General features: G+C 42.0%; 25 protein-coding genes. 16 read left to right on the top strand and 9 right to left on the bottom strand.

The genetic code is table 11. From position 1 onward, the window contains the following. Positions 1-7: 7 nt before the first annotated feature. The gene (locus BM090_RS00880) at positions 8-1,426 is read left to right on the top strand and encodes an efflux transporter outer membrane subunit (protein ID WP_091505864.1); all 1,419 of its coding nucleotides are present in this window, start codon (positions 8-10) and stop codon (positions 1,424-1,426) included. 101 nt (positions 1,427-1,527) lie between these two features. Here the strand turns inward: BM090_RS00880 and BM090_RS00875 are convergent, their stop codons facing one another. Further along, positions 1,528-2,163 (bottom strand): NAD(P)H-dependent oxidoreductase, encoded by a 636-nt coding sequence (locus BM090_RS00875; RefSeq protein WP_091505861.1) that lies wholly within the window; start codon positions 2,161-2,163, stop codon positions 1,528-1,530. Between the two features lie 193 nt (positions 2,164-2,356). Next, positions 2,357-3,022: an outer membrane beta-barrel protein gene (locus BM090_RS00870; RefSeq protein ID WP_091505857.1), complete on the bottom strand. Its 666-nt coding sequence runs from the start codon at positions 3,020-3,022 to the stop codon at positions 2,357-2,359. Positions 3,023-3,282: 260 nt separating this feature from the next. Here BM090_RS00870 and BM090_RS00865 point away from each other — a divergent pair, with 260 nt between their 5' ends. From BM090_RS00865 to BM090_RS00845, 5 genes are all read left to right on the top strand, one after another. After that, positions 3,283-3,864 carry an RNA polymerase sigma factor gene (locus BM090_RS00865; protein WP_091505854.1) on the top strand — a complete coding sequence of 194 codons (582 nt, stop codon included), beginning with the start codon at positions 3,283-3,285 and terminating at the stop codon, positions 3,862-3,864. A gap of 20 nt (positions 3,865-3,884) precedes the next feature. Beyond that, entirely contained in the window at positions 3,885-4,643 is a 759-nt protein-coding gene (locus tag BM090_RS00860; protein WP_091505852.1) for a hypothetical protein, read from the top strand. A 65-nt stretch (positions 4,644-4,708) separates the two neighbouring features. Then, on the top strand, positions 4,709-5,704 hold the full coding sequence (locus BM090_RS00855) for an outer membrane beta-barrel protein (RefSeq protein WP_091505850.1): 996 nt from the start codon (positions 4,709-4,711) through the stop codon (positions 5,702-5,704). A 133-nt stretch (positions 5,705-5,837) separates the two neighbouring features. Next, positions 5,838-6,833: a tRNA dihydrouridine synthase DusB gene (gene dusB, locus BM090_RS00850; protein WP_091505847.1), complete on the top strand. Its 996-nt coding sequence runs from the start codon at positions 5,838-5,840 to the stop codon at positions 6,831-6,833. Positions 6,834-6,922: 89 nt separating this feature from the next. After that, positions 6,923-7,522, top strand: coding sequence for a hypothetical protein (locus tag BM090_RS00845; protein WP_143083829.1), 600 nt, complete (start codon positions 6,923-6,925; stop codon positions 7,520-7,522). Between the two features lie 16 nt (positions 7,523-7,538). On the opposite strand, the gene BM090_RS00840 is transcribed toward BM090_RS00845, so the two are convergent. Continuing rightward, positions 7,539-9,782: a patatin-like phospholipase family protein gene (locus tag BM090_RS00840; RefSeq protein ID WP_177199799.1), complete on the bottom strand. Its 2,244-nt coding sequence runs from the start codon at positions 9,780-9,782 to the stop codon at positions 7,539-7,541. A 156-nt stretch (positions 9,783-9,938) separates the two neighbouring features. Here BM090_RS00840 and BM090_RS00835 point away from each other — a divergent pair, with 156 nt between their 5' ends. The 8 genes from BM090_RS00835 (at position 9,939) to BM090_RS00800 (ending at position 16,409) form a co-directional block, all read left to right on the top strand. Then, positions 9,939-10,631: a response regulator transcription factor gene (locus BM090_RS00835; protein WP_091505841.1), complete on the top strand. Its 693-nt coding sequence runs from the start codon at positions 9,939-9,941 to the stop codon at positions 10,629-10,631. Next, positions 10,615-11,901, top strand: a complete 1,287-nt coding sequence (locus BM090_RS00830) for a sensor histidine kinase (protein WP_091505838.1) — start codon at positions 10,615-10,617, stop codon at positions 11,899-11,901. The genes BM090_RS00835 and BM090_RS00830 overlap by 17 nt, the downstream gene beginning before the upstream one ends. Before the next feature lie 86 nt (positions 11,902-11,987). Then, on the top strand, positions 11,988-12,758 hold the full coding sequence (locus tag BM090_RS00825) for an HAEPLYID family protein (protein WP_143083828.1): 771 nt from the start codon (positions 11,988-11,990) through the stop codon (positions 12,756-12,758). A gap of 72 nt (positions 12,759-12,830) precedes the next feature. After that, on the top strand, positions 12,831-13,280 hold the full coding sequence (locus BM090_RS00820; RefSeq protein WP_091505832.1) for a PepSY-like domain-containing protein: 450 nt from the start codon (positions 12,831-12,833) through the stop codon (positions 13,278-13,280). 303 nt (positions 13,281-13,583) lie between these two features. After that, a complete protein-coding gene (locus tag BM090_RS00815; protein WP_091505830.1) occupies positions 13,584-14,096 on the top strand; it encodes an HNH endonuclease in 513 nt (170 codons plus the stop codon). 239 nt (positions 14,097-14,335) lie between these two features. Further along, positions 14,336-15,307 carry a ribonucleoside-diphosphate reductase small subunit gene (locus BM090_RS00810; protein ID WP_091505827.1) on the top strand — a complete coding sequence of 324 codons (972 nt, stop codon included), beginning with the start codon at positions 14,336-14,338 and terminating at the stop codon, positions 15,305-15,307. Positions 15,308-15,412: 105 nt separating this feature from the next. Further along, complete coding sequence (locus BM090_RS00805) at positions 15,413-15,832, top strand: thiol-disulfide oxidoreductase DCC family protein (protein WP_091505825.1); 420 nt, start codon at positions 15,413-15,415, stop codon at positions 15,830-15,832. Between the two features lie 28 nt (positions 15,833-15,860). Further along, positions 15,861-16,409, top strand: a complete 549-nt coding sequence (locus BM090_RS00800) for a cob(I)yrinic acid a,c-diamide adenosyltransferase (protein WP_091505823.1) — start codon at positions 15,861-15,863, stop codon at positions 16,407-16,409. A 94-nt stretch (positions 16,410-16,503) separates the two neighbouring features. Here the strand turns inward: BM090_RS00800 and BM090_RS00795 are convergent, their stop codons facing one another. The 5 genes from BM090_RS00795 to BM090_RS00775 all read right to left on the bottom strand — a co-directional run bounded on the left by BM090_RS00795 (position 16,504) and on the right by BM090_RS00775 (position 22,970). Further along, positions 16,504-18,393, bottom strand: coding sequence for a 7TM diverse intracellular signaling domain-containing protein (locus tag BM090_RS00795; protein WP_091505820.1), 1,890 nt, complete (start codon positions 18,391-18,393; stop codon positions 16,504-16,506). Between the two features lie 141 nt (positions 18,394-18,534). Next, positions 18,535-19,248 (bottom strand): hypothetical protein, encoded by a 714-nt coding sequence (locus tag BM090_RS00790; protein WP_091505818.1) that lies wholly within the window; start codon positions 19,246-19,248, stop codon positions 18,535-18,537. A gap of 6 nt (positions 19,249-19,254) precedes the next feature. Further along, positions 19,255-20,898 carry a S8 family serine peptidase gene (locus BM090_RS00785; RefSeq protein WP_091505815.1) on the bottom strand — a complete coding sequence of 548 codons (1,644 nt, stop codon included), beginning with the start codon at positions 20,896-20,898 and terminating at the stop codon, positions 19,255-19,257. Next, positions 20,885-21,580, bottom strand: coding sequence for a hypothetical protein (locus BM090_RS00780; protein ID WP_091505813.1), 696 nt, complete (start codon positions 21,578-21,580; stop codon positions 20,885-20,887). The genes BM090_RS00785 and BM090_RS00780 overlap by 14 nt, the downstream gene beginning before the upstream one ends. A 151-nt stretch (positions 21,581-21,731) precedes the next feature. Continuing rightward, positions 21,732-22,970, bottom strand: a complete 1,239-nt coding sequence (locus BM090_RS00775) for an ABC transporter permease (protein ID WP_091505810.1) — start codon at positions 22,968-22,970, stop codon at positions 21,732-21,734. A 294-nt stretch (positions 22,971-23,264) separates the two neighbouring features. Here BM090_RS00775 and BM090_RS00770 point away from each other — a divergent pair, with 294 nt between their 5' ends. Continuing rightward, complete coding sequence (locus BM090_RS00770; RefSeq protein WP_091505807.1) at positions 23,265-24,209, top strand: DUF3137 domain-containing protein; 945 nt, start codon at positions 23,265-23,267, stop codon at positions 24,207-24,209. A gap of 122 nt (positions 24,210-24,331) precedes the next feature. Next, on the top strand, positions 24,332-24,994 hold the full coding sequence (locus BM090_RS00765) for a uracil-DNA glycosylase (RefSeq protein WP_091505805.1): 663 nt from the start codon (positions 24,332-24,334) through the stop codon (positions 24,992-24,994). Here the strand turns inward: BM090_RS00765 and BM090_RS00760 are convergent. After that, positions 24,984-25,784 (bottom strand): hypothetical protein, encoded by an 801-nt coding sequence (locus BM090_RS00760; protein WP_091505803.1) that lies wholly within the window; start codon positions 25,782-25,784, stop codon positions 24,984-24,986. The two genes, BM090_RS00765 and BM090_RS00760, sit on opposite strands and share 11 nt — an antisense overlap. Positions 25,785-25,796 lie beyond the last annotated feature (12 nt).

Genomic DNA, 25,796 nt, shown 5'->3' with positions numbered 1-25,796 from the left:
CAACAGAATGAAATTTTCTAAAAATAATATTTTTCTTTTCGCAGGAATGGGGCTTTTGTCTTTTGCTTGTTCGGTGGGGCCAAAATACAGCCGCCCGAACACGGAAACGCCCCAGCAGTTCCGCAATGCGGCAGGGCAACTGGCATCGGATACGGTGCTTTTGCCTTGGCGAACTTTCTACAAAGACCCACAACTGGTGAGTCTTATCGAAAAGGCATTGGCCAAAAACTCAGAAGTGAGCGTGGCTTTGCTCAACATGCAGCAATTAGAACTTTCCTACAAACAAGCCAAATTAGGTTTGTTGCCTACGCTGGATTTGTCGGTGGGTGCAACGCGGACATATTTCTCCGAAAACTCCCTGAACGGTTCGTTGAGTAAACAATTTGCTGGTTCGGACTATCTCGACGATTATAGCGCAACGCTGCGCCTTTCGTGGGAAGCTGATATTTGGGGCAAAGTCAAAAAGCAAAAAGCCGTAGCACAAGCCAGTTATTTTGCACAAAAAGAAAATCTTTCGGTGCTCAAAACGCGTATTGTGGTGCAAGTGGCGCAAGCCTATTATGGCCTGATGGCCTTGGACGAACAACTCAAAGTAGCCAAACAAAACATTGAGTTGAGCAATAAAACGCTGGAAATGGTGCGTTTGCAATTTGCCGCTTCGCAAGTTACGTCTTTGGCCGTGCAGCAAGCCGAAGCCCAAAAGAAAACCGCCGAATTGTTAGTGCCGTTGGCTTTGCAAAATATTGCGATTCAGGAAAATGCACTTAGTATTTTGTGCGGGGGCTACCCCGACAGCATTACACGCGCGGGCAGTTTGTCCGACGCGGCCACCCAAACGCCTGCTTTGGCTTCGGGTGTTCCTGCAACGCTGTTGAGCCGCCGCCCCGACGTGAAAGCCGCCGAATTGGCGGTGATGATTGCCAACACGCGCACGGGTTTGGCCAAAGCCGCCATGTACCCGACGCTTAGCCTTACGCCTTCCATTGGTCTGAACTCTTACAAGCTCAATACTTGGTTTGATATTCCTGGGTCAATTATTAAAACGGTTGGCGCAAATCTTACCAAGCCTTTGTTTCAACATCGTAACCTCAAAACTTCGTATGAAGTGGCGAAACTTGAGCAAGAAAAATCTGCCGTACAATTCAAACAAACCATGATGACGGCAGTAGGAGAGGTGTCTAACGCACTCGCGCAAGTCAAATATTCCGACGAACGCTTGGCTTTAGTGGCGCAAAAAAGCCAAAGCCTCGACAAGGCCGCAACCGATGCGCTGTTGCTTTATAAAGGTGGCATGGCTACTTATTTGGAAGTAATTGTAGCGCAAAACAATGCTCTTCAAAATGAATTGGAAGCCGTGAACATCAAACGCGACAAACTCATTGCCATTACGGAACTGTACCGTGCTTTGGGCGGAGGCGTAGAATAATGCGTTATTAGTACCAAAATAAGTTAAAACAAAAAGTCCTCAACTATCTTCATTGAAAGTTGAGGACTTTTTGTTTTTTCTCCCAAAATTAGCGAGGCAGATTAGCGATATTCAATCACAAAATCGTTGGTAGAAACACGTACTTTTTTCAAGTTTACGAGCCAGTCGTTAGCCGCATCGCGGTAACCAAGTGGCAACATCGTTACACTTTTCAAGCCTTTCGCTTCCAAGCCCAAAAGCGCGTCAAGGTCTGTAGAAGTAAATCCTTCCATTGGCGTTGCATCTACTTTTAACTCAGCCGCTTGTGCGATAGACAAGCCAAAACCGATATACGCCTGACGAGCCGTATGTACGAAGTTTTCTTCTGCGCTTTGGTTCAAGTAAATAGATTTCAAACGCTCCACGTAAGCAGCTACTTGCTCATACGGAATTTGGCGTTCGGCTACTGTGGCATTAAACACGTCGTCGATGCGTTCGGCGGTGTATTTGTCCCATGCTGCGAATACCAACAAGTGCGAGCAGTCGGCTACGATTTGTTGTCCCCAAGCGATAGGAACGATTTTTTCTTTTAATTCTTGGTTTGTAACAACAATTACGCGGAACTGTTGCAAGCCCGACGAAGTAGGCGCGAGGCGTGCCGCTTCTACGATTTTATTTACATCGTCTTCCGATACTTTTTTAGTAGCATCAAATTTTTTGGTGGCATAACGCCATTTCAAATTTTCTAATAATGACATACGTCTGTTGAGGTTATTGTTATAATCGTTTGATTTCCCTAACAAAGTCGCATCTGCGAAGGTTCTTTATTATTCTCTTCTCAAAAGAATTTTTGATTTAAAATGCTTACAATCAATTGCTATACTTTTGTATAGTAGCCTAAAAAGGCTGATAGATTCCTTGTCGTCTATCAGCCTTTTTGGAAAAAATATCTTACTTAAAGTAGTATTTGAGCGTTAAGTTCAGCCCCGAAACCAAGCCTAAACCCAAAGTACTGGTAGTAGTATTTTCGGGCGTGGGAGTATTGGTATTGGTGGTTTTATCATTGCTATGTGAGTATTCTAATTTCAGCAAAGAACTTTCTATTCCGAATTTAGGAGAGATGAAATAGGCTATGCCCGAATATGCACCCACCGAATACTGATTTATTTTTACATCGGTTTCGTATGAGCCAAAATATGAGTCATTGTATTGGGTATTCTTTTTGGTGTACCCATAATTCAAACCAGCATCCACAAAGACAAATAATTTTTTGTCTATAACAGGAATATATTTTCGGACATAAGCCCCAGCAGATAAATTATTCGATTTGTTTTTGGTGGAATATGCCGAATAAGACATGTATTCGTTCGTGTATTTGCTATACCCAACGCCTAATTGTGCTTTAATGGATAAATTATTGGCTATAAAATATTCGGCAGTAGGTAAAATAGACAAGTCAAAGCCTTTTGATTTTCTGTTGGAGTTGTTATTGTCTTTAAAATTATTCGTAGAAATATTGAAACCGCCGCCGATGGCTTTTGTTCCTTTTTCGGTTTGGGCAGTAGCTAAGCAAGAGCTTGCCAATAGCAGCCCCAGCGCACATAATGTTTTTTTCATGGAAAGATTGTTTTTAAATGAAAATGTAAAGACAAAGCCTCCGCAAAAAACACGCCATACTCAAGTGCTATGATTTGAAAGCCAATGAAATTTATTTTTTTAAATATTTCGCAAAAATAAAACACTGTAAATCAATTAGTTGGTTTTGTTTTCAAAAAAATCTTAATTTTTTTTAGTAGCCCATGCAACCTTGCCCCCCGCTTTTGGCATCTTACAGACAGAAACGCAAAACAAAGCAATTATAGAAACACCCTTTACACATGAAACTATCCTTTAGCATATCACGCAAACCCAAAGAATGGACCGACGAAGACTTGGTGCTGGGTTGCCAAAAAGCCGACCGCGTGGCGCAAAGGATTGTGTATGAGCGATATTCGCGCCGAATGTATGCCGTTTGCTTGCGCTACGTCAATACTAATTTTGAAGCCGAAGATTTGCTGATGACAGGTTTTATGAGAGTGTTTGAGCATATCAGCCGCTACGAATCGAAAGGCAGTTTTGAAGGTTGGATTCGGCGCATCATGGTAAACGAAGCCTTAGGTTATTTGCGGAAACATAAAAATATGCAACTGCAAACGGGTGAGTTAGAGGCCGAAACGCTCACCGAACACGCCACACCAAACGAGGCTTTTCAGGCCGAAGAGTTGCTGGCACTCGTACAAGATTTGCCTACGGGGTTTCGAACGGTTTTTAACCTTTATGCGGTGGAAGGCTACAGCCACAAAGAAATTGCCGAAATGCTCGGCATTACGGAGAGTACCTCCAAATCGCAATTGAGTCGCGCAAGAGTTTTGTTACAACAAAAATTAACAATGCTCGAACAAAATTACAAAACACGATAAAAACCAATAATCTTTTGATTATGAAAGAGATAGATAAAATTTTCAAAGACAAACTCCAATCGCATGAGGCCGTGCCGCCTTCCGCACTCTGGGACAGGCTCGAAGATCATTTGGCCGAAAATGACAAGCGTAAAGCTGCGATTTGGTGGCGCACTGCTTCTTCTGCCGCCGCCGTCGGGACGTTAGCCATCGGGATTTGGTGGTTTGCTTCCCAACAAAATGAGGTAGGTAATGCCAACATGGCCGCGCTTTCGTCGATAGCAAAAGATACGGTGGTCGTGAATTTGCCTGAAAATCAAGGAAATGCGATTGAATCGGTGAAAGAAAACGAAACTACACCAACGCCACGCAAGCCAGCCAAAGTACAGCCGATGCGCCTGAAACAGCAATTAGTTCCGCAAGTGCCAGAGCATTTGGCCGAAAGAAAAAATACAAAAAACAGCCCTCCGCAGCCAATTCAAAACCCAACTGAAAAAATGTTGGCGGTGGCCTCACCTGATACAGCCAACAACTGGGATTCGGTAGCAACAAATTCAAAAACAGAGAATTTGGTAGCTGAATTAAAAACGCCTCAAGTAGCACCACTACCCACAGACGGGGAGATTGTGGTAGAGCTTCGGCCAGAAAAAGTACAAATTGCTTCTGCCGAAAAACCTCAAACACGTTTGGGACGCTTGTGGCAAAAAGTACGAGGTATCAAATTAGGGGAGGAGCAAGAGGCTTTAGGCGAAAAAATAGACGAACAACGCCAACGTTTGGTAGCTCTTATCCAGAAATAATTATAAAAAATATTGGCCGACAGGCTTTTGTATAAAATCTCAAAAAAATTAAAACATCAATCAAAATGAAAAATCTATTTGCTTCCGCCCTTTTATCTGTATTGAGCCTTTCGGCTGCTGTGGCTTCTAATGCCCGACCTACTGGCGATACGATCGTCGTGAAAGTGAACGACAAAGACAAAATGTTGTTGGTAACTGACAAGTCTGGCAATATCTCCAGCCTGACCAAATACGACCTTAACGCGTTGGTTCGTCGTGTAGATTCTACCCTGAATCAAAACCAAAATCTTTATGAGCAAAAAACAGACGGCTCTAAAGCCTTGAAAGACACAAGCTTTACGATTATGCTTGGACAAGAAAAGGTGTCCCGCATTCACATTAAATCCTATAACGGTAATATATCTGTGAACGTAAGAGATGTAAATAAGGATACAACTATTCATGTGAAATCGCATAGAAGTCGCACGCGCAGTACGTTTGATATTGACTTAGGTTTTAATACTTTTAGCCAAAAAACCAGCGACAAACGTTATGATCTTAATCCGTTAGGTTCGCGCTATATCTCATTGCGTTGGGGTTATCGTACGCGTATTGGCGGAAAAGAAAGCCCACTTCGTTTGAATTATGGAATGGAAGTTGCTTGGAATAATTATATGTTTCAAGATGATTATGTGATCAAAAAAGGAAGCGGCAGTGTGGATTTTGTCCAAAAATTAGATGCCGATAACAATCCAATTAATTTCAAGAAAAGTAAACTAACTACTTGCTTCCTGAATGTTCCTGTAACTTTCGAGATTAAGAAAAAGAATTTCAGAGTTGGGGCAGGTGGTTTTGTGGGCTATCGCTTGGACAGCTACAGCAAAATTAAATATTCCTTTGAAGGTGACACAAAACGTGACCGCGACCACAGCAACTTTTATTTGAACAACTGGCAATACGGTTTGCGTGCTACGGTGGGCATTAAAGAAGTGGACTTTTTCGTAAACTACCACCTCAACAATTTGTTTGAAAGCGGCAAAGCCGACAAGCTGAACCCTATTAGTTTCGGAATTACTTTCTAATTCACTGCATATACACTTTAGTTAAATTCTGCAAAGCCGCACCATTTTGGGAGCGGCTTTGTTGTTGATGGCGAAATACTGACATAGAAAACGCGGATTTTGTGTAATTTTGCGCAAATCTGCAATGAAGAACATGGTAAAAATTGGCAATATAGAATTAGGGGAGTTCCCGTTGTTGCTCGCCCCGATGGAAGATGTAAGCGATCCGCCGTTTCGTGCGGTGTGCAAAGACAATGGCGCAGACTTGATGTACACGGAGTTTATTTCTGCCGAAGGGCTTATCCGCGATGCGGCTAAAAGTCTCCAGAAACTCGATATTTTTCCGTACGAACGCCCCATCGGGATTCAGATTTTTGGGGATAAAGTGGATGTAATGCGCGAGGCGGCTCGCATCGCCGACGAGGCAGGCCCCGAATTGGTGGACATCAATTACGGTTGTCCCGTGAAAAATGTGGCTTGCAAAGGCGCAGGCGCGGGCTTGCTCAAAGACTTGGAGAAAATGCAGAAAATCACGGAAGAAATCGTGAAGATTTGCAAAAAACCCGTAACCGTCAAAACGCGTTTGGGTTGGGACGATAGCACTATTAATATTATGGAAGCAGCACAACGTTTGCAAGATGTTGGTGTGCAGGCTCTTACGATTCATGGGCGCACGCGCGCCCAAATGTACAAGGGTTCGGCTAACTGGGAATTGATTGCTAAAGTAAAAGAAATGCCTTCGATCAATATGCCGATTTTTGGGAATGGTGACATAGATTCTCCTGAAAAGGCGTTGGAATATCGCAACCGCTACGGCGTGGACGGCATCATGATTGGCCGCGCGGCGATTGGCTATCCTTGGATTTTTAACGAAATCAAACATTTTTTTGCAACAGGGGAGCATTTGCCCGCGCCAGATATGGCCGCTCGTGTGGCCGTGTGCCGCAAACATCTGACGCGTTCGGTGGAATGGAAAGGCGATGTGTTGGGCATTTTGGAAATGCGCCGTCATTACAGCAATTATTTTAAAAATGTACCTGATTTTAAGCCGTATCGCACGCGCCTTGTGCAGTCCGAAAATGCCGCCGAAATCTTGGCGACACTCGACGAAATCGCCGATACTTTTGCGGATGTACAATGGCCTGCCTAATCATTTTTAAAAAATAAATTATTGATAAAAATGCACCTGCGCATCAATTTTGTGTAGGTGCATTTGTTTTAATGCTTTTTTGTATGAAAATGTCTGAAGAATTACAAAAATATTTGCCTTTTGGTTATTTGTATTTGGTCGTAATGGGGCTTTTTAAAGAAAGCATATTTTTTTATCAATTAGGCATTAATATTTTAAAATATTCGTCCGTGATGGACATACTCATCAGCCCTGTTGCGGATTTGGCATCACATCCAATTGTTTTTGTAGGATTATTAATCGTTATTTTAATTATTTATTTGATAATCAATAAAGTAACAAAACGACATGATAAAGTTTGGGTAAGAAAATTGATAGGAATTGCGGAAAATAACACGATTACAGCCGAAGAAATAAACAGTAAAATAGCCAATACTTTATTAAAATACATTGCCATTGTTATTTTTGCTTTTTTTATGGGAATTGGTATTGGTGGAGGAAATAAAATTGCCAATAAAATTAAAGATAATACACTAACTTTTGATTATAAAATCACATTTAACTCTGGAGAAAGTGAAAATATTTCGATGATTTCCAGTAATAGTTTGTATTATTTTTATCTAACTCAAGGCCAAAAATCTATTAAAATTTCGCCTATTGCTTCCGTAAAATATTTGGAGCTGAGCAATAATAAAAAGCTGGATAAATGATAATTAACGGCGACTTTTATTTTGAAAAATTAAAAGAATAACCCACATTAAAAGAGGCGATTATCCTGTCGTTGATGGAGTTGTAGATGAAACTCGTTTCGATAGGCCCAATCACCGACCGAAATCCCACCGTGAGGTCTAAGCCGATGGCTGTTCCATTTTTTTGGCTGGGAATGTCGAGGTTATTATTTACAAAATCGTGCCAAAGCCAACTTGCTCCCGCTGATACAAACCAACTCGGCGCGATTTTGTATTTATAGCCCATTTGTGCTGCTACCACACTCGCACTCGACAAGGAATTGAGGCGAAAACCTGAAAAAATAACCTGATTTCGTGCCACAAAATTATTGCCGCCCACCGCAAAGTAATTAAGCATCGGCAATTTATTCCCCAAATGAATCCCCGAATTGACTTTTAGGAAAATCGTGTGGCTGTACACGGGCACATAATGCGCCGAATAGTATCGAAACGTAACATAAGGCTTGGTACTAAATGCAGGCGATTTTTCGGTTAGAATCGTGTTGCCGTCGTTGTACCGAAACTGTGGGTTTTGATTGAAATTTACACCAGCTTCCGCCTGCACGATGCTTCCTGCATTCGGGTTGTAGGCTGCATCAAGCGTGTTGTATTTGAGTTCAGCGTAGGAATTAACAAAATTAATTTTGCCTTCTGCCTCTTGTGGTGTTTGGATTATAGGAATATATTTGAGGTATTCGTAACGCGTCCCAATTCCCACTAACAAATTACTGCTGAGAATTTTATATAAATTAACTTCAGCTTTTAGGTGCTTTTGATTGTACAAACCTGTTTTCGACAAATTATTGTTATAGACAGACATTTCGGTTCGTTCGCCCGTAATGGACGACTCCACGTACAAGCGGCGGTCGCGGTCGAAAAAATAAACATTTCGCAAAGCCATTTGAGGGTTTTCGCCCAACGAAATGCCCGCAAACGAAGCAGAAAAAGGCCCTAACAATCCGTAACGCATGAGTCCCACTTTTAGCGCAATGCCTGTTTCTGTGTTATAATTCAATCCTGTTTTGATAATGGTTGGCGGCTCGCGCTCAAAATCCAAACAAACGTTCGTACTGCCGTCGGGGTTATTGCTTAGTTCATAATTTATTTTCCGAAAAATCCCCGTCGAAAATACGGTTCTGATATGCTCAGACAGTGATTCGGGCGTGTATTCTTGGTTTTCCTGAAAATTAAGACGTTTCATAAAATACGCCGCTTCTACGGGGTCGAGTCCTTCGGATGTAAAGCTGGAAACCAATATTTTATCTTGTTTTCTTGCGCAAATTTTTACGGTATCGTCTGCGCCGTAACTGCGGTCGAGGGAATCTTTTAGGCGTTTGAAAACAGGATACATTTCTTCGCCGCGCCGAATGCCCATGCGGATAATTTCGTCCGAAGACCCAAAACTTGCAGCCGAATAATGTCCAATCGGGTAATCTACAAAAATATCAGAGGCACGAACTTGTATTTCGTAGTCGCGCTTGTCGCCATAAAATGCAATTTGGGAAATCATCTGAAACGGATTGTCGATGGCATCGCTGGCCAGCTGCGGACTGGTTACGGAGCTGCCAATCACGATATTAGCTCCCATTTCGCGCACTTCGGACACGGGGAAATTGCGAGAAAGGCCGCCATCTATTAGCGTATGTTCCCCGATTTTGACAGGCGTAAAAACCGAGGGAATAGCCATACTCGCCCGAATGGCTTTTACCAAACTGCCATTTTTGAGCACAACAGCACTGCCATTGTCCAGATTGGTGGCCACACATCGAAATTTGCGAGGCAACGAATCAAAATCGCTGAGCGTGAGGTAAGGAAAAAAATAATGGCTGAGCGTAAGCCAAAGCTCATTGGATTCTAACATTCCTTTCCCGAAATATAATTTTCCTTTCACCAGCGGAATGTCCAGAAACTTGTCATTTTCTTGTTTTTGGGGCAAAATCAGTTGCCTAAATTCGGGTTTGTTGGTCAAAATTCTGTTCCAATTCACTTGCCGAACGTATTTTTCAATTTCGGCACCGCTATAACCTGCCGCATACATTCCGCCCACAATCGCGCCCATACTCGTTCCCGCCACATAATCCACCCGAATACCTGCCGAGTCGATGGCTTTGAGCAGGCCAATATGTGCCAATCCTTTCGCCCCGCCGCCACTTAGTGCAATCCCGATTTTAGGACGTTTTTGCGCCAGTATTGGCAAAGCCAAAAAGATAAGAATAGCGGAAATCAAGTATTTGGTTTTCATTTGTTTATCAATGTTTTGAGTAGCTAAATGTATGGTTGCAATTTTAAACCAAATACCCAAAAAATACAAATGAGCGATAAAGTGTAAGGGCGAGATAATCAGCATAAAAACACCATTCCCAAATCTTTCCCAAATTCGATGATTATCTTTACGCCTATGAAAATTCTGATAGTGGAGGACGAACAAAAGTTACTGGAAACGCTGGCCGATTCGCTCAGCAAAGAGCATTTTGTTATCGAAACGGCCAGTAATTGTCTGATAGCCAGCGAAAAAATAGCCGTTTACGATTATGATTGTATTTTGTTGGACATCATGTTGCCCGACGGCAACGGCCTTACGCTGCTCCAGCAACTCAAAGACCTGGGAAAATCCGACAATGTGATTATCATTTCGGCCAAAGATTCGCTCGACGACAAGCTCAAAGGCCTCGAATTGGGCGCGGATGACTACCTGACCAAGCCGTTTCATATCGCCGAACTAAACGCAAGGGTGAAGGCCGTTTTGCGCCGCAAGACGCTGCAAGGCCGCCATACCGTTGAGTTGGCTAATGTGGTACTTGATTTGAAAGAACGCCTTTTTTGGGTCAATAACGAAAGTGTAGCCCTCAACCGAAAGGAATTTGATATGCTCAATTATTTTTTGCTTAATAAAAACAGGTTGGTAACCAAAACAGCCTTAGCCGAACACGTTTGGGGCGATAATATAGACCAAGCAGACAATTTTGATTTTATTTATTATCAAATCAAAAATATCCGAAAAAAATTGCAATTATCTGGCGCAAATATCGAAATAGAAGCGGTTTATGGAATCGGTTATAAGCTCATAGAAAAAGATGAAACTGCTCAATAAATCAATTGTTTTTTTGTCGGCTGCATTACTCATTATTATTAGTTTATGGGCTGTTATTTTTTATTTCAATATGCTTAGTGAAATAAAAGAAAGCGTGGACGAAGGTCTCGAAAATTATAAAAGACAAATTATTTATAAAGCGCAAACAGATACTACGATTCTATCCAAAAATAATTTTGATGAAAGTTTTTTTTCTGTGCGTGGTATTGCTCCCACTTTGGCTGTTCGGGCTACTGACCGATATGCAGATACGCTAATATACATGCAAGATGCTGATGATGAGGTGTTGGAATTAGAACCAATTCGGATGCTGACTACCGTATTTATGCGCGGCGATAAATACTACGAATTAAGAATTATTAATTCGATGGTAGAAGAAGACGATTTAATTAAAGAGCTATTTAAAGAAACGATTTGGTTGTATTTAATTTTGATAACCAGTATCATTATTATTAATAATTTTTTGTTGAAAAATATATGGAAACCGTTCTATTCTTTACTTAATCAATTAAAAAATTATAGATTAGGAAAAAGCCAATATTTACCAACTATTCAGACCAATACCAAGGAATTTTTGGATTTGGAAAATGCCGTAAATACTTTGCTTAAACACAGCATAGAAACATATCAACAACAAAAAGAATTTATTGGGAATGCTTCGCATGAATTGCAAACACCTTTGGCCATTGCTACCAACAAACTGGAGCTATTCATCGAAAAAGGTAATTTGGAAAATTCACAGGCCGAAAGTATAGCAGAAGTAATGAATATTATTCAAAGACTTGTGCGCCTTAATAAATCGTTATTGCTCTTAACAAAAATAGAAAATAAACAATTTTTTGACAATGAAAAGATTGATATTGCTGAAATAGTTTGGCAAAATAAATCTGATTTGGAAGAAATTTCAGAATTTAAAAATGTAACGATTAGTGTACAAGAAAATTCCAAATTTCAGGTAAATATGGATGTTTCTTTGGCCAATATTATTGTTGCTAATCTGCTCCGAAATGCGATTTTTCATAATATCCAACACGGAACAGTTCGGGTACAAATTTTCGATAACACATTGTGTATTAGCAATTCAGGTCTTGGGCATTCGCTTGACCCGACGCGATTGTTTACCCGATTCTACAAAACCGAAAACGAAGCCGCAGGTACAGGACTCGGCTTGGCCATTGTGAAAGCTATTTGCGATTTGTATGGTTTTGAAATTAGTTATAGTTTTGATAATCAATTACACCGTTTCAAAATTTCATTTGCAAGTCATTAAGTTTTTATTTTTTGGTATTCCCAAAAATTTCCCATATCGTGTGGTTGGTTTGTGGTATGAACACGATAAAAACAAATATTCTGGCAATGGGATTGCTGTTGTTGGCGGCCAATGCTGTGGCGCAAACCAGTAGCAAATCCGAAAAAGTTTCGCATGCCGAACCATTATATTTCGATTTGGTTCGCGACCTCGGCGCAAGAAAAGGTGAAAAAGAATTTAATCTTGCCGCCGACTTTAGTAATAATCAAAATTATAGCCAACATATTTTGCTGGCAGAATATGAATTTGCGCCTATCAATCGTTTAGGTTTGGAAATAGAAACTGATTTTTCTTTTTTTAGACGTACGGCAGGTAACGAAAATATTCCAGATAATAAATTAGATGGAATCCGCCTTTCAGCACAATATTCTTTTTGGGTTTCGCCAAAATATCGCACTACTTTAGCCGTCGGTTATACGCAAGTATTAGAAACAACAGCTTTCAAAAATTATGGAAAAAATAATTTTGTAACTGCGCTTTCGTATAATCCTTTTTTCGTGGCAGCCAAACGATGGGGAAATAATTTTCATACTATTTTTTATGGATACCCGACCATCAACCACGAATTAGACGCGAATCATAATACAATTTATTGGCAAATAAATACTTCATTTATTTACACCATTCCCAAGACCAAACATTTTATTGGCATGGAAATAAATAAGGAAATACGCGAGCAAAAAATGTATTTAACACTTCGGCCACAAGTAAAAATAAAGATTAATAATAATTTGGCAATTGGTTTGGTTACTGGGCTTCCTATTGCTCATCATGAAGAAGGATTTAGTTCATTTTTTAGAATTATTTATGAATTATAATCTCACAATTCCCAAATCTTTCCCAGATTGAATCTTTATTTTGCTTCATCATTATTTAAAATCAATATTTATATGAAAAATAAATTAAAAATAAGTGTTTTGCTGTTAGGATTAGCCGCAAATGCTGCTTGGGCAAAAGATATTCCCCAAAGCAAAGTTCCTTCTGTAATTGTCAATAATTTTCAGCAGAATTTCCCGAAGGCTTCAGGTATAGAATGGGAGCAAGACGGGCAGTTGTTCAAAGTAGAATTTGAAATAGGAATGTTTGGCACTGACCATGATGCTTGGTACGACCAAACCGGTAAATTAGTGAAGCATAAAGAGGAAATTAATAAAACTGATTTACCTGCTAAAGTACAGGCTTCATTGAGTAAAAATTTTGCAAATTTTAAGACAGAGGAAGCCCAAAAAATGACTGAAAATGAAAAGGTTACTTATGTGGTTGAGGTAGAAAAAAAGTCGGAAGAATGGAAAGTTTCGTTTGATGCAGACGGAAATATAATAGCTAAAATAGCGGATTAGTTCGTTGTTTTTAAAAAATAAAAAGCCTGACGATTATATTTGATTGTCAGGCTTTTACGTTTCTACCATTTCTTGAAAAATAAAAAATACAAAAGTACAGCTTCTGTCAAAAAGAGGCTGTACTTTTTGTTTTGGGGCGGGTCTAACCAATAAATAATCAGTGTTTTAGAACTTGTAATAGTCCGAAACCGTTGTATATTTGTGAAGGGCGGTTTTGCCGCCCCAACCGCTGGCCTCTGGCAAAGGCAAGCCTTTCAATACAAGAAACAACGATTTTCATACATATACCCCCGTAGTGCAGCGATGAACAGGAAAGTGTTGGTATTGAATCAGGATTTTAGTGCTTTGAGCGTGTGTAGCGTCCCCAAAGCCTTTTTGCTCGTGTATCTGAACAAAGCCGAAATGATAACCGAAGTAAATGCGGAGGCGATTCGTACCGTTTCCCGCAACTATCAGATGCCCTCTATTATTCGCCTATTTCATTATGTACAAATGCCTTACAGAGGCGGCGTAACACTTACCCGACAGAATATTTTTAGGCGAGACGGGTTGCAGTGCCAGTATTGCGGTTCGGGAAAAGATTTGACCATCGACCATGTTTTGCCACGCTCTCGCGGCGGAAAATCCACTTGGGACAATCTCATAACTGCTTGCAAATCTTGCAATTCGCGCAAAGGCGACCTCACCCCCGACGAAGCCAGAATGCCACTGCGACAAGAACCATTCAAGCCTTCGTTTATTATGTTCCTGCGTGATTTTTCGGGCAAAATCAGCGACGATTGGCAGTTGTATTTGGGCAAAAAAGCAAGGCGATAATTTTTGGAGAGCTATTGGTTTGCCTGTCAGTGATTAAGGTTGTTAGTTGGTGTTTTTTGAAAAAATAATCAAACTTATTTGTACCCTGTGGCATTTGACTATTGAATTTTTAGGCCTAATTTAGCCTTCTCAAATCAGCAATCAACCGACACATCATGCACCTTTATGTATTCAAAAGGCCTCATTAGAAGTCTTTTGTAGATAATATTTTCCATTCACAAATAAAAACATTTGCAGCAATGCTACCCGAACCATTATTAGAAGAAAATAAAAGCCGTTTTGTATTATTTCCAATCAAATACAACGATATTTGGGAAATGTACAAGAAAGCGGAAGCCAGTTTTTGGACGGCAGAAGAAATTGATTTGGCGCAAGACCTCATACATTGGGAGAATTTGAACCCAGGCGAAAAACATTTCGTTTCGCACGTATTGGCCTTTTTCGCCGCTAGCGATGGCATCGTAAACGAGAATTTGGCAGTGAACTTTACCAACGAAGTGCAAGTGCCTGAGGCGCGTTGTTTTTATGGTTTCCAGATTATGATGGAAAATATCCATTCGGAAACGTACTCGTTGCTTATCGACACGTACATTAAAGACCAACGCGAAAAAGACCATTTGTTCAACGCCATCGAAACCGTGCCATGCGTGGGCAAAAAAGCGCAATGGGCGTTGCGTTGGATAGAAAGTGAGAGTTTCGCGGAACGTTTGGTGGCTTTCGCGGCAGTGGAAGGGATTTTCTTTTCGGGAAGTTTCTGTTCTATTTTCTGGCTCAAAAAACGCGGTTTGATGCCGGGTTTGAGTTTCTCGAACGAGCTTATTTCGCGCGACGAAGGTTTGCATTGCGATTTTGCTTGTTTGCTTTATGCCAAATACCTGAACAACAAGCTGTCTGAACAGCGTGTGAAAGAAATTATCATGGACGCGGTGGCCATCGAACAGGAATTTATTACGGATGCGTTGCCTGTGGCTTTGATTGGTATGAACGCCAAACTCATGTCGCAGTACATTGAGTTTGTGGCAGACCGTTTACTCATGTCCTTGGGCTACGACAAAGTTTACAACGCAACTAATCCGTTTGATTTTATGGAAATGATTTCGCTACAAGGCAAAACCAATTTCTTTGAAAAACGCGTGTCGGATTACCAAAAAGCAGGCGTAACAGCAGAGAACCGCGATGCGCAGAAATTCTCTTTAGACGAGGATTTTTAATATTTTTACTTTAAAATAAAAAGAAAATTAAACCTTAGTAAAACTTTTTTGCTAAGGTTTTTTGTTATACTTATACAATATATTTTGCAATCAAAAACATAGACGATGAAAACGGCCTCTATTCCTGAAGGTAAAAGTGTGGTGTTGTTCGATGGGGTTTGTAATTTTTGTAATAGTTCGGTCAATTTTATCATCGACCACGACCCCGCGCAACACTTTGTTTTTACGGCTTTGCAAGAGCCTGTTGGCCAGCAGATTTTACAAGATTTTGGCCTTCGCACCGAAGATTTTGACAGTATCGTTTTGGTTAAAAACGGTAAAATTTATCAAAAGTCGTCGGCGGCTTTGCAAATCGCACGCGGCTTGAGTGGGCTTTGGCCATTGTTTTTTGGATTTTGGATAATACCTTCGTTTGTTCGGGACGTTTTTTACGATATACTGGCGCGTAACAGATACCGTTGGTTTGGTCGTCAGGAAAGTTGCCGTATGCCAACCCCCGAACTGCGGGCAAGGTTTTTGAAATAAAGAAATCTATTTACCAACTATCTTTTTTATGAAAATATACACAAAAACAGGCGACGCGGGCAAAACTTCCTTGATAGGGGGGACGCGTGTGCCCAAATCCGACAGCCGCATTAATGCTTACGGCACGGTGGACGAGCTTAACGCCTACATTGGCTTGTTGCGCGACCAACCCGTAAATGTGCAGCGCAAGGATTTACTCAAAGAAATTCAGGACAGATTGTTTACGATTGGCTCATCGCTGGCCGCCGACCCCAACAAATCCAACCTAAAAGTACCAGATTTGTTGGCTTCGGACGTAGAGCTTTTGGAAAAAGAAATTGATGCCATGAACGAAACGCTTGAGCCACTAAGGGCTTTTGTGTTGCCAGGTGGTCATCAATCCGTTTCGTTTGCGCACATTGCGCGTACGGTTTGCCGCCGTGCCGAACGCCTCATCGTAGAGCTTTCCACACACGATTTTGTAGCCGAATTGGTGGCTATTTACCTGAATCGTTTGTCAGATTATTTGTTTGTGCTTTCGCGTGCCATGGCGCATGAGCTTGGCGCAGAAGAAGTTACTTGGAAACCAAGAATGTAATTAAAATTTGGCATCATAAACGGGAGGCGCAGAAACATTGTTTCTGCGCCTCCCGTTTGTTTATGGTGAAAAACGATGCTTTGAATTATAGTTTTTACTCAAAAATCAGCGATACCCAACCTTCGTCGTTGTGGCGTTTTTTGCCCGATTCCTGCATTATTTTCTTGATACGCGAGCTATACGACCAACACGTACTTTGGCGTATGCCAATCAGCTCCGAGAGCTTGTGCGATGAAATTTGGCCTTTTGTCGAGTACACCAAAAACGTAATGTAAAAGGCTTTGTTTAGCGGAATACGGGCGTTTTGGAAAATGGTACTAATGGTTACGGACTCTTCGTAATCGCATTTGGCGCAACGCCTGCTGTGCGGCGCGTGCCCTTGAAAATGATGTCCATGTCCGCATTTTAGACAGCGATAACCGTTTTTCCATTTGAGCTGTTCCAAAAACTGAAAACAAGTTTCGTTGTCGGGGTAAATACGGCTAAATTCCTCGAAATCAGGAATTTTTGAAAGTACACGTGCTTGCTTTTCGTTTTGTACGTCCGAAAGCAAGGCTTTGTTGTCTTGCTGGAGTAGCTCGTTAATGCGTGCGATTTCTTCGGCTTGCTCTTGCAGTTGCTTGTTGGCATCCAGAAGCGCAAGATTTTGATTTTCAATGATTTCTGTTTTTTCCCAAAGCTCTTTGGTTCGTGCTTTTACTTGTTGCTCCAGTTCGTTGTTGAGTTGGTCTTTGAGTTTTTCGTTGATGGTCAGTTGCTTAATGATCCGCTGTTGGGCTTTTTCTTTTTTGCGTTTGAGAATGCTCACCTTGTCGCCGATGGCAAATGAAAGCAGCACCATTTCGGCCACAAAACAAAAACTTAGGCTGTAATGCGTGACCGCACCAAATGGCAATCTGTCAGGATAAATCGCGATTAAAAGTTTGATAATGAAGCCGAAAAGCAAAAATGAATAGCCGCCTACGAAAAAAGTAGCAGGCGAATAACCTTGCCAAAGCAAATACAAACCCGTCCCGAAGCTGGCCAATAGCGGAATAAATTCAATGAATTTGAATCCAAACCAAAGCGGATTGAACAAGCACAACACAAAAAAAACGGTTCTCAGCGCGATAATTCCCCAAATAAAAAGGTAAATATTCTTGGATTTGGCGCGTACGTGCAGCAGTTCCAGTGTGAACAGTAGCGCGAAAATACTCACGCCGTAGAGCGGAATACCGTAAGCGTATTGATTCCAGTTCATGGCATTAGGCCAAAGAAATTGGTAGGCAATGCCGTCGGTGCACATTTGATACAATCCAACACTCAAAATATACAAAACATAGTACAGGTATTGGCGTTGGCGCATTACCATAAACATAATGAAATTGTAGAGGCTGAACACGGAAATCATGCCATAGAAAATGCCGAAAACGAAATATTCGTCTAAGGCATAATTGACAAACCAACTAAAGGAGCGTAGCGCAATAATTACATCGGCCACCTGATGCGATTTGATGCGAAAATAATAAATCTGGTCGCCGCGCAACTGGTCAGAAAGACGTATTTCAAAGTTTTTGTGTTGGTAAAGTCTTTGGCTAAAAGGCTGGTTATCACCCATTACTATATGGTTGTAATTGCCGTTTACCAGTGGTACGTAGGCTTCGATGTGGTCAATGGTTTGGTCGAAAAACTCCAGTAGCCACGTTTCGGAAAGCATATGCGCGGGATGGTGAATCTTGATTTTGTACCAATAATAGACATTAGGATTAATGCTTTTGGGGCTTTGCGTATCAGTGGGGCGGAACTGTGCGGAAAGTTGTTGCACTTGCGCCAATGTTAGTTTTTCTCCCTGTGAGCTATCCTCCAAAACCTCTATTTCTTTGTGTGTGAAATAATGTTGTTTTTCGTTAGTAAGTGGCAGATTTACTGCATTTTGTGCAAAAGTTCTGTCAGGCAGAAAAAGGATACTTAAAAAGTAAAAACAGTAACAGATATAAGATTTCATTGTTGTTTCGGTGTGGTAATTGGTGCAAACGCCCCATGCTTGCACGCGTTGGGCGGGCGGCAAGGTTGGAATGTTATAGGTTGTGCTATATGTCGCGCGAATAGGCGAAAGTTTTAGGTTAAAACTTTTTTGATAACTGAATTAGTGGCTGGAAAAAGGCAAAAATATTTGCCAAGTAAAAAATGCAATATTGTCTTTTTGGCTCGATTTACTCAGCTTGGAAATGTTGTCTATATAATCCGTGCTGGGATTGCGCCACCCCGTTTTTATGCCCAAACCAAGGCCATTTTCAAAAAAATAAGTTATGCCCATACTAGTCGGTAGGGCAGTGGTTGAGCTGCCATAAGTTTCGTCTTTGGCGCGTGTACTTTTTTGGTCGGCCAGTGCCTTGTCTTGGTTGTCTCGCGGTGTAAAACGCATAAATTCAAAGCCTTGTGCCACATACCAACAAAATCTGCGGTGCTTGATAAGGTTGTATTGCAATTGGTAGCCCAGTGCAAAAAACGAAGTTTTAAAATAGTTATTAGGGGTACTCGTGGGATTTTGGCTATCGGAGTAGGTATAGCCCAATTGCTGCCCTTGCACCGACCCGACGGACAGTTGAAAACTCCCGTTTAGCCTTTTGGCGCGATTGAGTTGGAGAGCCGCCGTAAAGGCAGGTGTCCAAGCCGCATAACGGTTGGAGAGGTCTCCACGATAAGCATTGGCACTTAGTCCCGCACAAAACCAACGCTTCGGCATGGCTTTCGGCAAAGGTATTTGTGTTTGTACGGTGTCTTGTGCGGAGGCCGTGCTGGCGAGCAAAATGCCTATTGCCAAGAATATTTTTTTGATTATCAATATCTTAATACTCATAGCAGTTTATTGTTTGAGTAATCGGAATACCTGAACCGTCGAACCCATTTCTACCCGAACCATAAAAATACCTTTGCTCAAATTTTGTGTTTTGAGGGCTAATGTGTTTTTGAAATCGGCGGCAGCAATGTGCATTTTGTCAATAATTTTGCCTGTATCTTCCAACAGCGTAATGTTTGCTTCGCTGCCCAAATGCTTTGTACCAACGTATAGCATAAGCGGCTGGTTGCCCACGAGGGTAGGAGCTATCACAAGGCTATTTTGGTTGTCGAGCTTGGGAGGCGTATTGCTCAAAAGCTGGTGAGCACGCACAAAACTCGGAATCCCGTAACCTATTTGGTTGTTGGGTGTTAGGTGATTTGTTCCCGAATTGCGCAATGCCTCAATTACTTGGTAGTTGTTAAGCGTTGGGTTTGCTTGCCAAAAAGAAGTGGCCAAACCAGCCATCAGCGGCGAAGAAAAAGAAGTGCCGCTGGAAGTGGTGTATTGGTTGGTGGTGCCTGCTGCGACCAATGCCACCGCCGAACCTTGTGCCACTACGTCGGGTTTAATACGACCGTCTGCCGTTGGGCCTCTGGAGCTAAACGAAACATAATTTCCTGCACTATTTACTGCCCCAACTGTCAGGATAGAATCGCCGTCGGCGGGAACAGACAAAAAGCCGCCCCAAGCCGTGTTGTTGCCTTCGTTGCCTGCGCTGCTCACCACCAGCATACCAGTAGCTGCGGCGTAGTCTGCTGCCCGTGTGATAATGGTTTTGTTTCCGTCCAAGTCGTTGTAAGTCAAGTTCATACTGGCATCGTCAAAGCTGGTGTAACCCAACGAACTATTGATAACATCTACGCCCAAACTGTCGGCTTTTTCGGCGGCAATCGCCCAGTTAGCGCACTCAATTTCGTATTCAGTGGCGGCATTTTCGGTGCGAAACAAATAATATTTTGCTTTAAAGGCCGTGCCAATTACTTTGCTGGGCGCATACGAGGCCATACACGACAGCACACCCGCGCCGTGCCAATGGTCTTCGTAAACGGACGAGTCGCGAGCCACAAAATCGTAAGTCCCCAAAATTTGCTGATTCGTAAACAAATGTGTGAAGGATTCGTGTTGATTTATACCCAAAAAGCCTGCGTCCAAAATAGCCACTTGCATTCCTTCCCCGCGATAACCCAGCGCGTGCATTGTGTCTGCACCAAGCATCTGGATTTGGTTTTGTGATAGGCCATAATTTTCAGTTTTGATGGCCGTAAGGTTTCTTTCAGGAAAAAGATTTTTACCCGAATGACGCAGCGTAAGCCGCTCAGATTTAGCTACAAATGGTAATTGTAAAATGGTATTCAATACGCTGCTGTCCGTTTCGACAATGGCCGCATTGAACCACCGAGACGTATAAAGCACGGTTGCGCCAGTGGCTTGCACTTGACTTACATAGCTGCTGTTTACGGGCAAATCGCGGGTTGTAATGGCAATGTTTTGGTTGGTGCGTCGTGCGATGGCTCTCTCTGACAAAAAGTTTTGAGGCTGCAAAATGCTGTAAGGCGAATTGTTTTTATCGGTAAAATAAACAAAAAATTTGCGCGGCGCGGCCAGCGTAGCAGCTACATTGGCCATAAGTGCAAGGAATAGTAGTGTTATTTTTTTATTCTTTTCCATATTCAATAGCGGTTTGCGTATAAATACCTCCGATTTTTACAGAATCTCCGTAAAGACTTTGGTCTAAATATTCGATTTGGGTAACAGCTTTACTCACTAAGCCGATGTTTTGGGCGTAGTATTCTACCTCAACATTTTTACCCAAAAAATTAGTTTCGTTGGCCTGTGTTACTTTCAGGCATTTTTCAAAACTAAGCCCTTTTAATTGCTTGCTGATGCCTACACTGTCGAGGCGATAGTAAGGAGCATTCGGATTTTGGTAAACGTTTAGTTGGTTGCCGTTCCAAGTATTGCCGACTTGTAGCGGGAAGATGAGCCTTACAAAAGGAATATTGTTTTCGTTGCGAATGGCTTGGCGGCTGGTGCGTGTGGCCGTCCAGACCGAATCGAAAGCCCACGTTTGCGCCGTATTGTAACGTTTGTAGCGCATGATTTTGAAGGCTGTATTGCCTGTAAGGTCTGGAAATGAGTCGCCTACCAATTCTTTTATTTGGTAATGAACACTGTATTTCTGTGCAGTAATTGTCCAAGTGGTTGAATCCACGTCATAAACAATGTAGTTGCCTTTTTGGAGTGGAAAATAATCAAACCCTGCATACGTGGCCAATGGCTCGACTTCGCGCGTACTACAAGCGGCCAATCCTATAAGTACCAAACCAAGAATATATTTGTAGAAAGACATTGTCAAAATCAGATTTTGCCAAATATACTTTTTCCGTCTCAAAACGCCAAAGCCTTGTAAGCAATGCTGCTTTTTTGTGTATAAAAGAAAATGAGCAATACCAATGCTTCAGGCCTGATATTGCTCATTTTGTACTATAAAAAGTGTTTGTTTATTCAAATCGCAAAGACTCAATCGGATCCATTTTGGAGGCTTTGTAGGCAGGATAATAACCCGACAAAATGCCAACGGCTACGCAAACCACCAGCCCGACCATAATCCAGAGCCAAGGCACAATAAAGCCCGAAGCTCCCGTAAGCGAAGAAACCGCATTGCCTATCAAAATGCCCAGTACGATGCCGCCCAAGCCGCCCAACAAGCAAATTACGACGGCTTCCACCAAAAACTGTTGGCGAATGCGGGCAGGCGTTGCGCCCAAGGCTTTACGAACGCCAATTTCTTTGGTGCGTTCTGTTACGGACACCAACATAATATTCATTAGGCCGATAGCCGCGCCCAATAACGTAATGAATCCGATGCCGAAGCCCGCACCGCGTAGGCTTCCCGTGATGCTGTCCATGGCTGAGGCCAGCGACTCGCTTTTGGAGATTTCAAAAGAGTTGGGTTGGCCTGTTTTGTCGTGGCGCACCAAACGCATTACGCCAGTGGCTTCGCCCATTACGTTGTCTATGTCGCCGCCTTTGGAGATGGTCGTGATGTTGTAGGTAAGTGTCTGGCCTGCTCCGAGTTGGTTGGCGTTTTCCAGCGGAATAAGTACACTTCTGTTTGAGCCATTGCCGCCCAATCCGCCGCCACTGGATTCGATGATGCCCACCACCATGTAGCGCGCGCCAAGCACCTGCACAAAATTATTGATAGGTGATATTTTCGGAAAAAGTTTGTCGCCTAGCTCTTGGCCAATAATGGCCACAGGTACGCCGTATTTGAGTTCGGTAGTCGAAAATCCGCGTCCTTTGGAAAGGTTAAAACCTTTGCTTTGCAAATAATTTTCGTCAATGCCTGTTACTTGAGAGTTGGGATTAGTGGAAATAGATCCGTGTTTTACTTCGGCATTGAAGGAAACGTCCGTCGAAACGCTAATTTGTGAAGCTTTCTGAAATAAATCTTTGTAAGCAAGAGCTTCTTTGTAAGTAATTTCGGGATAAACTTTTTCTGCTTTGCCGCCTTGTCTGCGTCTGCCGCCGCCTTGCCCTTTTTTATTGATTTCAAAAGAATTTGCCCCCAAATCGGCCAAATTACTATCTACGGAGGCTTGTATGCCGTCGATAGCCGTCAGGATGCCGACCAATGCCGTAATGCCAATGGCAATGATTAGAGCCGTCAGGATAGTGCGTAGGGTGTTGGAACGTATGGCTCGGAGGCCTTCTTTGATATTTTCTGTAATATTCATTGCTTAATTTTTTACAGATTATAATAAAATAATGCTTAAATATGAATTGCTATTTTGTTAAAATAAAAGCTTGTTATACATTCTATTTACGCAAACTTGGATACTTTTTTATAAAATACATCAGACAAATTACACGAACGGCCAAAAACCCTTGATAAAGGCCGTAGAATGTTACAATAAATTGGATATAAGATAGAAGAAAGATTTGGAATTGTTGTTAAGATTTCTAAATTTGTATGAAACAATACAGTAAAATAATAAAAATTTATTTTCCACTTATATAATTTTATCTATATGAACAAGCTGCATAATCTCAAAAGTTTCTATGATAAGGAACTGGTTCCCGAATTGCATAATATAGAAAAGAGCCGCAAATCCATTTTGGTAAAAATGGGCTTGTTGGTCGCGGCTTTGGGTGTATTTTTTCCATCGGCAGCGTATTTTATCGTAACGCACGCCGAGCCGATTTATATTCTATATTTTATCCCAGTGTTTGCATTGGCCGCTGTCGGATTTTATATGATGTTTGAGTCGCTTATCAAAAATACGAGTTATTATGAAGAGTTTAAGTTGCACGTAATCAACAAACTAATTCACTTCATCAACCCGACGTTACACTACGACAAAAAGCATTTTATCTCCCAGCGAGAATATTTTAATAGTGGCTTTTTCCAAAAAACACCGATTTTCATGGACGGCGACGACCATGTTTCGGGAACGGTGGACAATGTAAAAATTGAGTTTTCGGAGCTGAAAGCCAAATTTAAGAGCAAAGATGATCGAGCGAAATTCGGAGCAAAATACCAGTTTAGAGGTATCTTTTTTGTTGCCGAGTCACCCAAGCCGTTTCCTGCTGACGTGGTAATAGAGCCGAATAAAGCCAAAGGCGATGTCGTTGGACAGGTGCTAAAGTTGAACAACGAACAATTTAACTCGTATTTTCAGGTACGTGTTTTGTCCGACAAACAATTGGTAGAGGCGCAACAAATGTTTAATGAAGAGTTTGTGAGCAAAATAGTAGCTTTCAAAAATCAGCTTCACAACGACGTATATATTTCGTTTGTTTACAACAAAATGTATGTGGCCATCGCCCACGACAAAGATTTGTTTGAACCAAACGTAATGACTACCAGCTTGAACTTTGACTCCATTCGGGTGCATTTCAACGATTTATATTTCCCGATTAGCGTTATCGAACATTTCGCTGCGCACAAAGAATTTGAAGTCATTAATCAGTAAAGTATCTGTAACATAAAGTTTTATAAAAGGCCATTGCGTTTGCAATGGCCTTTTTGTTTGGATAATCCAGCCAAATCGCAGACCTTGCAGCCCAATTTTAGATACCAAAACATTGCCGCGCCATGAATGTTCAAATTGCTGAATCTTGGAAAAACGTATTACAACCCGAATTTGAAAAGCCGTATTTTGAGCAACTCGCCTCTTTCGTGAAAGAAGAATATCGTACCCAAACGGTTTACCCTGCGGGCAAACTTATTTTTAATGCTTTTGACAAATGCAGTTTTGAAAATGCGAAAGTGGTGATTTTGGGGCAAGACCCGTATCATGGTGAAGGTCAGGCCAACGGCTTGAGTTTTTCGGTGAATGATGGTGTGCGCAAACCACCGTCTTTGGTCAATATTTTTAAAGAAATTAATAACGATTTGGGGCAGGCTGCACCCGCCTCAGGCAACTTGGAACGTTGGGCAGAGCAAGGCGTTTTGTTGCTCAACTCGGTGCTGACGGTACGCGCCAACACGGCGGGTTCGCATCAGAACAAAGGTTGGGAGAAATTTACGGATGCTGTGATTTATGCTTTGTCGGAGCAGCGCGAAAACCTTGTGTTTATTTTGTGGGGTTCGCCTGCGCAAAAAAAAGGTGGAGTCATAGACCCCACCAAGCATTTAATTTTGAAATCAGTACACCCTTCGCCGCTCTCGGCGGAACGTGGTTTTTATGGTAATCATCATTTTTCGCGCACCAATGAGTATTTGCAGGCACACGGCAAAACGCCGATTAGATGGTAGGTTTACGAGGTCTGCCGCTTGTCTGGAAGCCTAATCGTAATCCTAATAAAGCATACGCGCCAGAATAGTTTGGTGAACGGTAAGCATCAGAGCGCGAAACCATAGGCACAGACGACAAATATACGGCTTGTTTGCCGCCCAGACCGCCATAAAAATCAAAAATGAAATGTTTGGCAGCACGTATTTGCATACCTGCCATCGCGAAGAAATTGTATTGTACCACAGACTGTTTGGAAATGGTATCGTCTAGATTATACACAAAATCGGGAGAGCTATAATCTACCATGTGTTGCATGGTGCTGCGGTTGAATCCTGCGCCATAAGCCACATAAAATTTAGTGTCTTGGATATCACCCATCATTTTTTCACCCAAATAAAGTTTGTGATAAACGTCTGCGCCGATAGCTCTTACTTTGGCATAGTCGTCGTGTGGCCCCCACACGCCCCAACGCTCTGTACTTGTAAATCGTGGTGCGATGGTAAGCGATTGCTCCGAAATAAAGGCATTAGGTCTTTCACGGCGGCTAAATAGCTCTATGTCAATGCGTGCTTGTCTGTAAAATACGTGCTGAGGGTTGAGCATTACTGATATTTTGCGCGGATATTTTGCGGCAGGTACATCTTGTTGTATTACAGGTGTCGTGTTTGCCACAACCGCAGGAGCTGGCGTTGGTGTATTTTTAGGCGTTGTGGAGGTGCGGAAATAGCGCGTCGAATCCGTTTGTCCCAATGCACTAAACGTACTGCCCAAGCCCCAAAGGATGGCCAATGTAATGGTATTAAATTTCATGGAAGTAAAAGA

Origin of the sequence: Flexibacter flexilis DSM 6793 (genome assembly GCF_900112255.1) — a bacterium.
Classification (GTDB): Bacteria; Bacteroidota; Bacteroidia; order Cytophagales; family Flexibacteraceae; genus Flexibacter; species Flexibacter flexilis.
Note: the sequence above shows the minus strand (reverse complement) of the source record. Positions and strands in the feature narration are given on the sequence as shown.

Bases quoted from the DNA above. Each gene is read 5' to 3' on its own strand.
- BM090_RS00870 (WP_091505857.1), bottom strand. From the start codon at position 3,022: ATGAAAAAAACATTATGTGCGCTGGGGCTGCTATTGGCAAGCTCTTGC.
- BM090_RS00845 (WP_143083829.1), top strand. From the start codon at position 6,923: ATGTCTGAAGAATTACAAAAATATTTGCCTTTTGGTTATTTGTATTTG.
- BM090_RS00795 (WP_091505820.1), bottom strand. From the start codon at position 18,393: ATGAAATCTTATATCTGTTACTGTTTTTACTTTTTAAGTATCCTTTTT.
- BM090_RS00820 (WP_091505832.1), top strand. From the start codon at position 12,831: ATGAAAAATAAATTAAAAATAAGTGTTTTGCTGTTAGGATTAGCCGCA.
- BM090_RS00880 (WP_091505864.1), top strand. From the start codon at position 8: ATGAAATTTTCTAAAAATAATATTTTTCTTTTCGCAGGAATGGGGCTT.
- BM090_RS00840 (WP_177199799.1), bottom strand. From the start codon at position 9,782: ATGAAAACCAAATACTTGATTTCCGCTATTCTTATCTTTTTGGCTTTG.
- BM090_RS00800 (WP_091505823.1), top strand. From the start codon at position 15,861: ATGAAAATATACACAAAAACAGGCGACGCGGGCAAAACTTCCTTGATA.
- BM090_RS00785 (WP_091505815.1), bottom strand. From the start codon at position 20,898: ATGGAAAAGAATAAAAAAATAACACTACTATTCCTTGCACTTATGGCC.
- BM090_RS00780 (WP_091505813.1), bottom strand. From the start codon at position 21,580: ATGTCTTTCTACAAATATATTCTTGGTTTGGTACTTATAGGATTGGCC.
- BM090_RS00855 (WP_091505850.1), top strand. From the start codon at position 4,709: ATGAAAAATCTATTTGCTTCCGCCCTTTTATCTGTATTGAGCCTTTCG.
- BM090_RS00830 (WP_091505838.1), top strand. From the start codon at position 10,615: ATGAAACTGCTCAATAAATCAATTGTTTTTTTGTCGGCTGCATTACTC.
- BM090_RS00765 (WP_091505805.1), top strand. From the start codon at position 24,332: ATGAATGTTCAAATTGCTGAATCTTGGAAAAACGTATTACAACCCGAA.
- BM090_RS00775 (WP_091505810.1), bottom strand. From the start codon at position 22,970: ATGAATATTACAGAAAATATCAAAGAAGGCCTCCGAGCCATACGTTCC.
- BM090_RS00770 (WP_091505807.1), top strand. From the start codon at position 23,265: ATGAACAAGCTGCATAATCTCAAAAGTTTCTATGATAAGGAACTGGTT.
- BM090_RS00860 (WP_091505852.1), top strand. From the start codon at position 3,885: ATGAAAGAGATAGATAAAATTTTCAAAGACAAACTCCAATCGCATGAG.
- dusB (WP_091505847.1), top strand. From the start codon at position 5,838: ATGGTAAAAATTGGCAATATAGAATTAGGGGAGTTCCCGTTGTTGCTC.
- BM090_RS00865 (WP_091505854.1), top strand. From the start codon at position 3,283: ATGAAACTATCCTTTAGCATATCACGCAAACCCAAAGAATGGACCGAC.
- BM090_RS00835 (WP_091505841.1), top strand. From the start codon at position 9,939: ATGAAAATTCTGATAGTGGAGGACGAACAAAAGTTACTGGAAACGCTG.
- BM090_RS00805 (WP_091505825.1), top strand. From the start codon at position 15,413: ATGAAAACGGCCTCTATTCCTGAAGGTAAAAGTGTGGTGTTGTTCGAT.
- BM090_RS00815 (WP_091505830.1), top strand. From the start codon at position 13,584: ATGAACAGGAAAGTGTTGGTATTGAATCAGGATTTTAGTGCTTTGAGC.
- BM090_RS00825 (WP_143083828.1), top strand. From the start codon at position 11,988: ATGGGATTGCTGTTGTTGGCGGCCAATGCTGTGGCGCAAACCAGTAGC.
- BM090_RS00760 (WP_091505803.1), bottom strand. From the start codon at position 25,784: ATGAAATTTAATACCATTACATTGGCCATCCTTTGGGGCTTGGGCAGT.
- BM090_RS00875 (WP_091505861.1), bottom strand. From the start codon at position 2,163: ATGTCATTATTAGAAAATTTGAAATGGCGTTATGCCACCAAAAAATTT.
- BM090_RS00810 (WP_091505827.1), top strand. From the start codon at position 14,336: ATGCTACCCGAACCATTATTAGAAGAAAATAAAAGCCGTTTTGTATTA.
- BM090_RS00790 (WP_091505818.1), bottom strand. From the start codon at position 19,248: ATGAGTATTAAGATATTGATAATCAAAAAAATATTCTTGGCAATAGGC.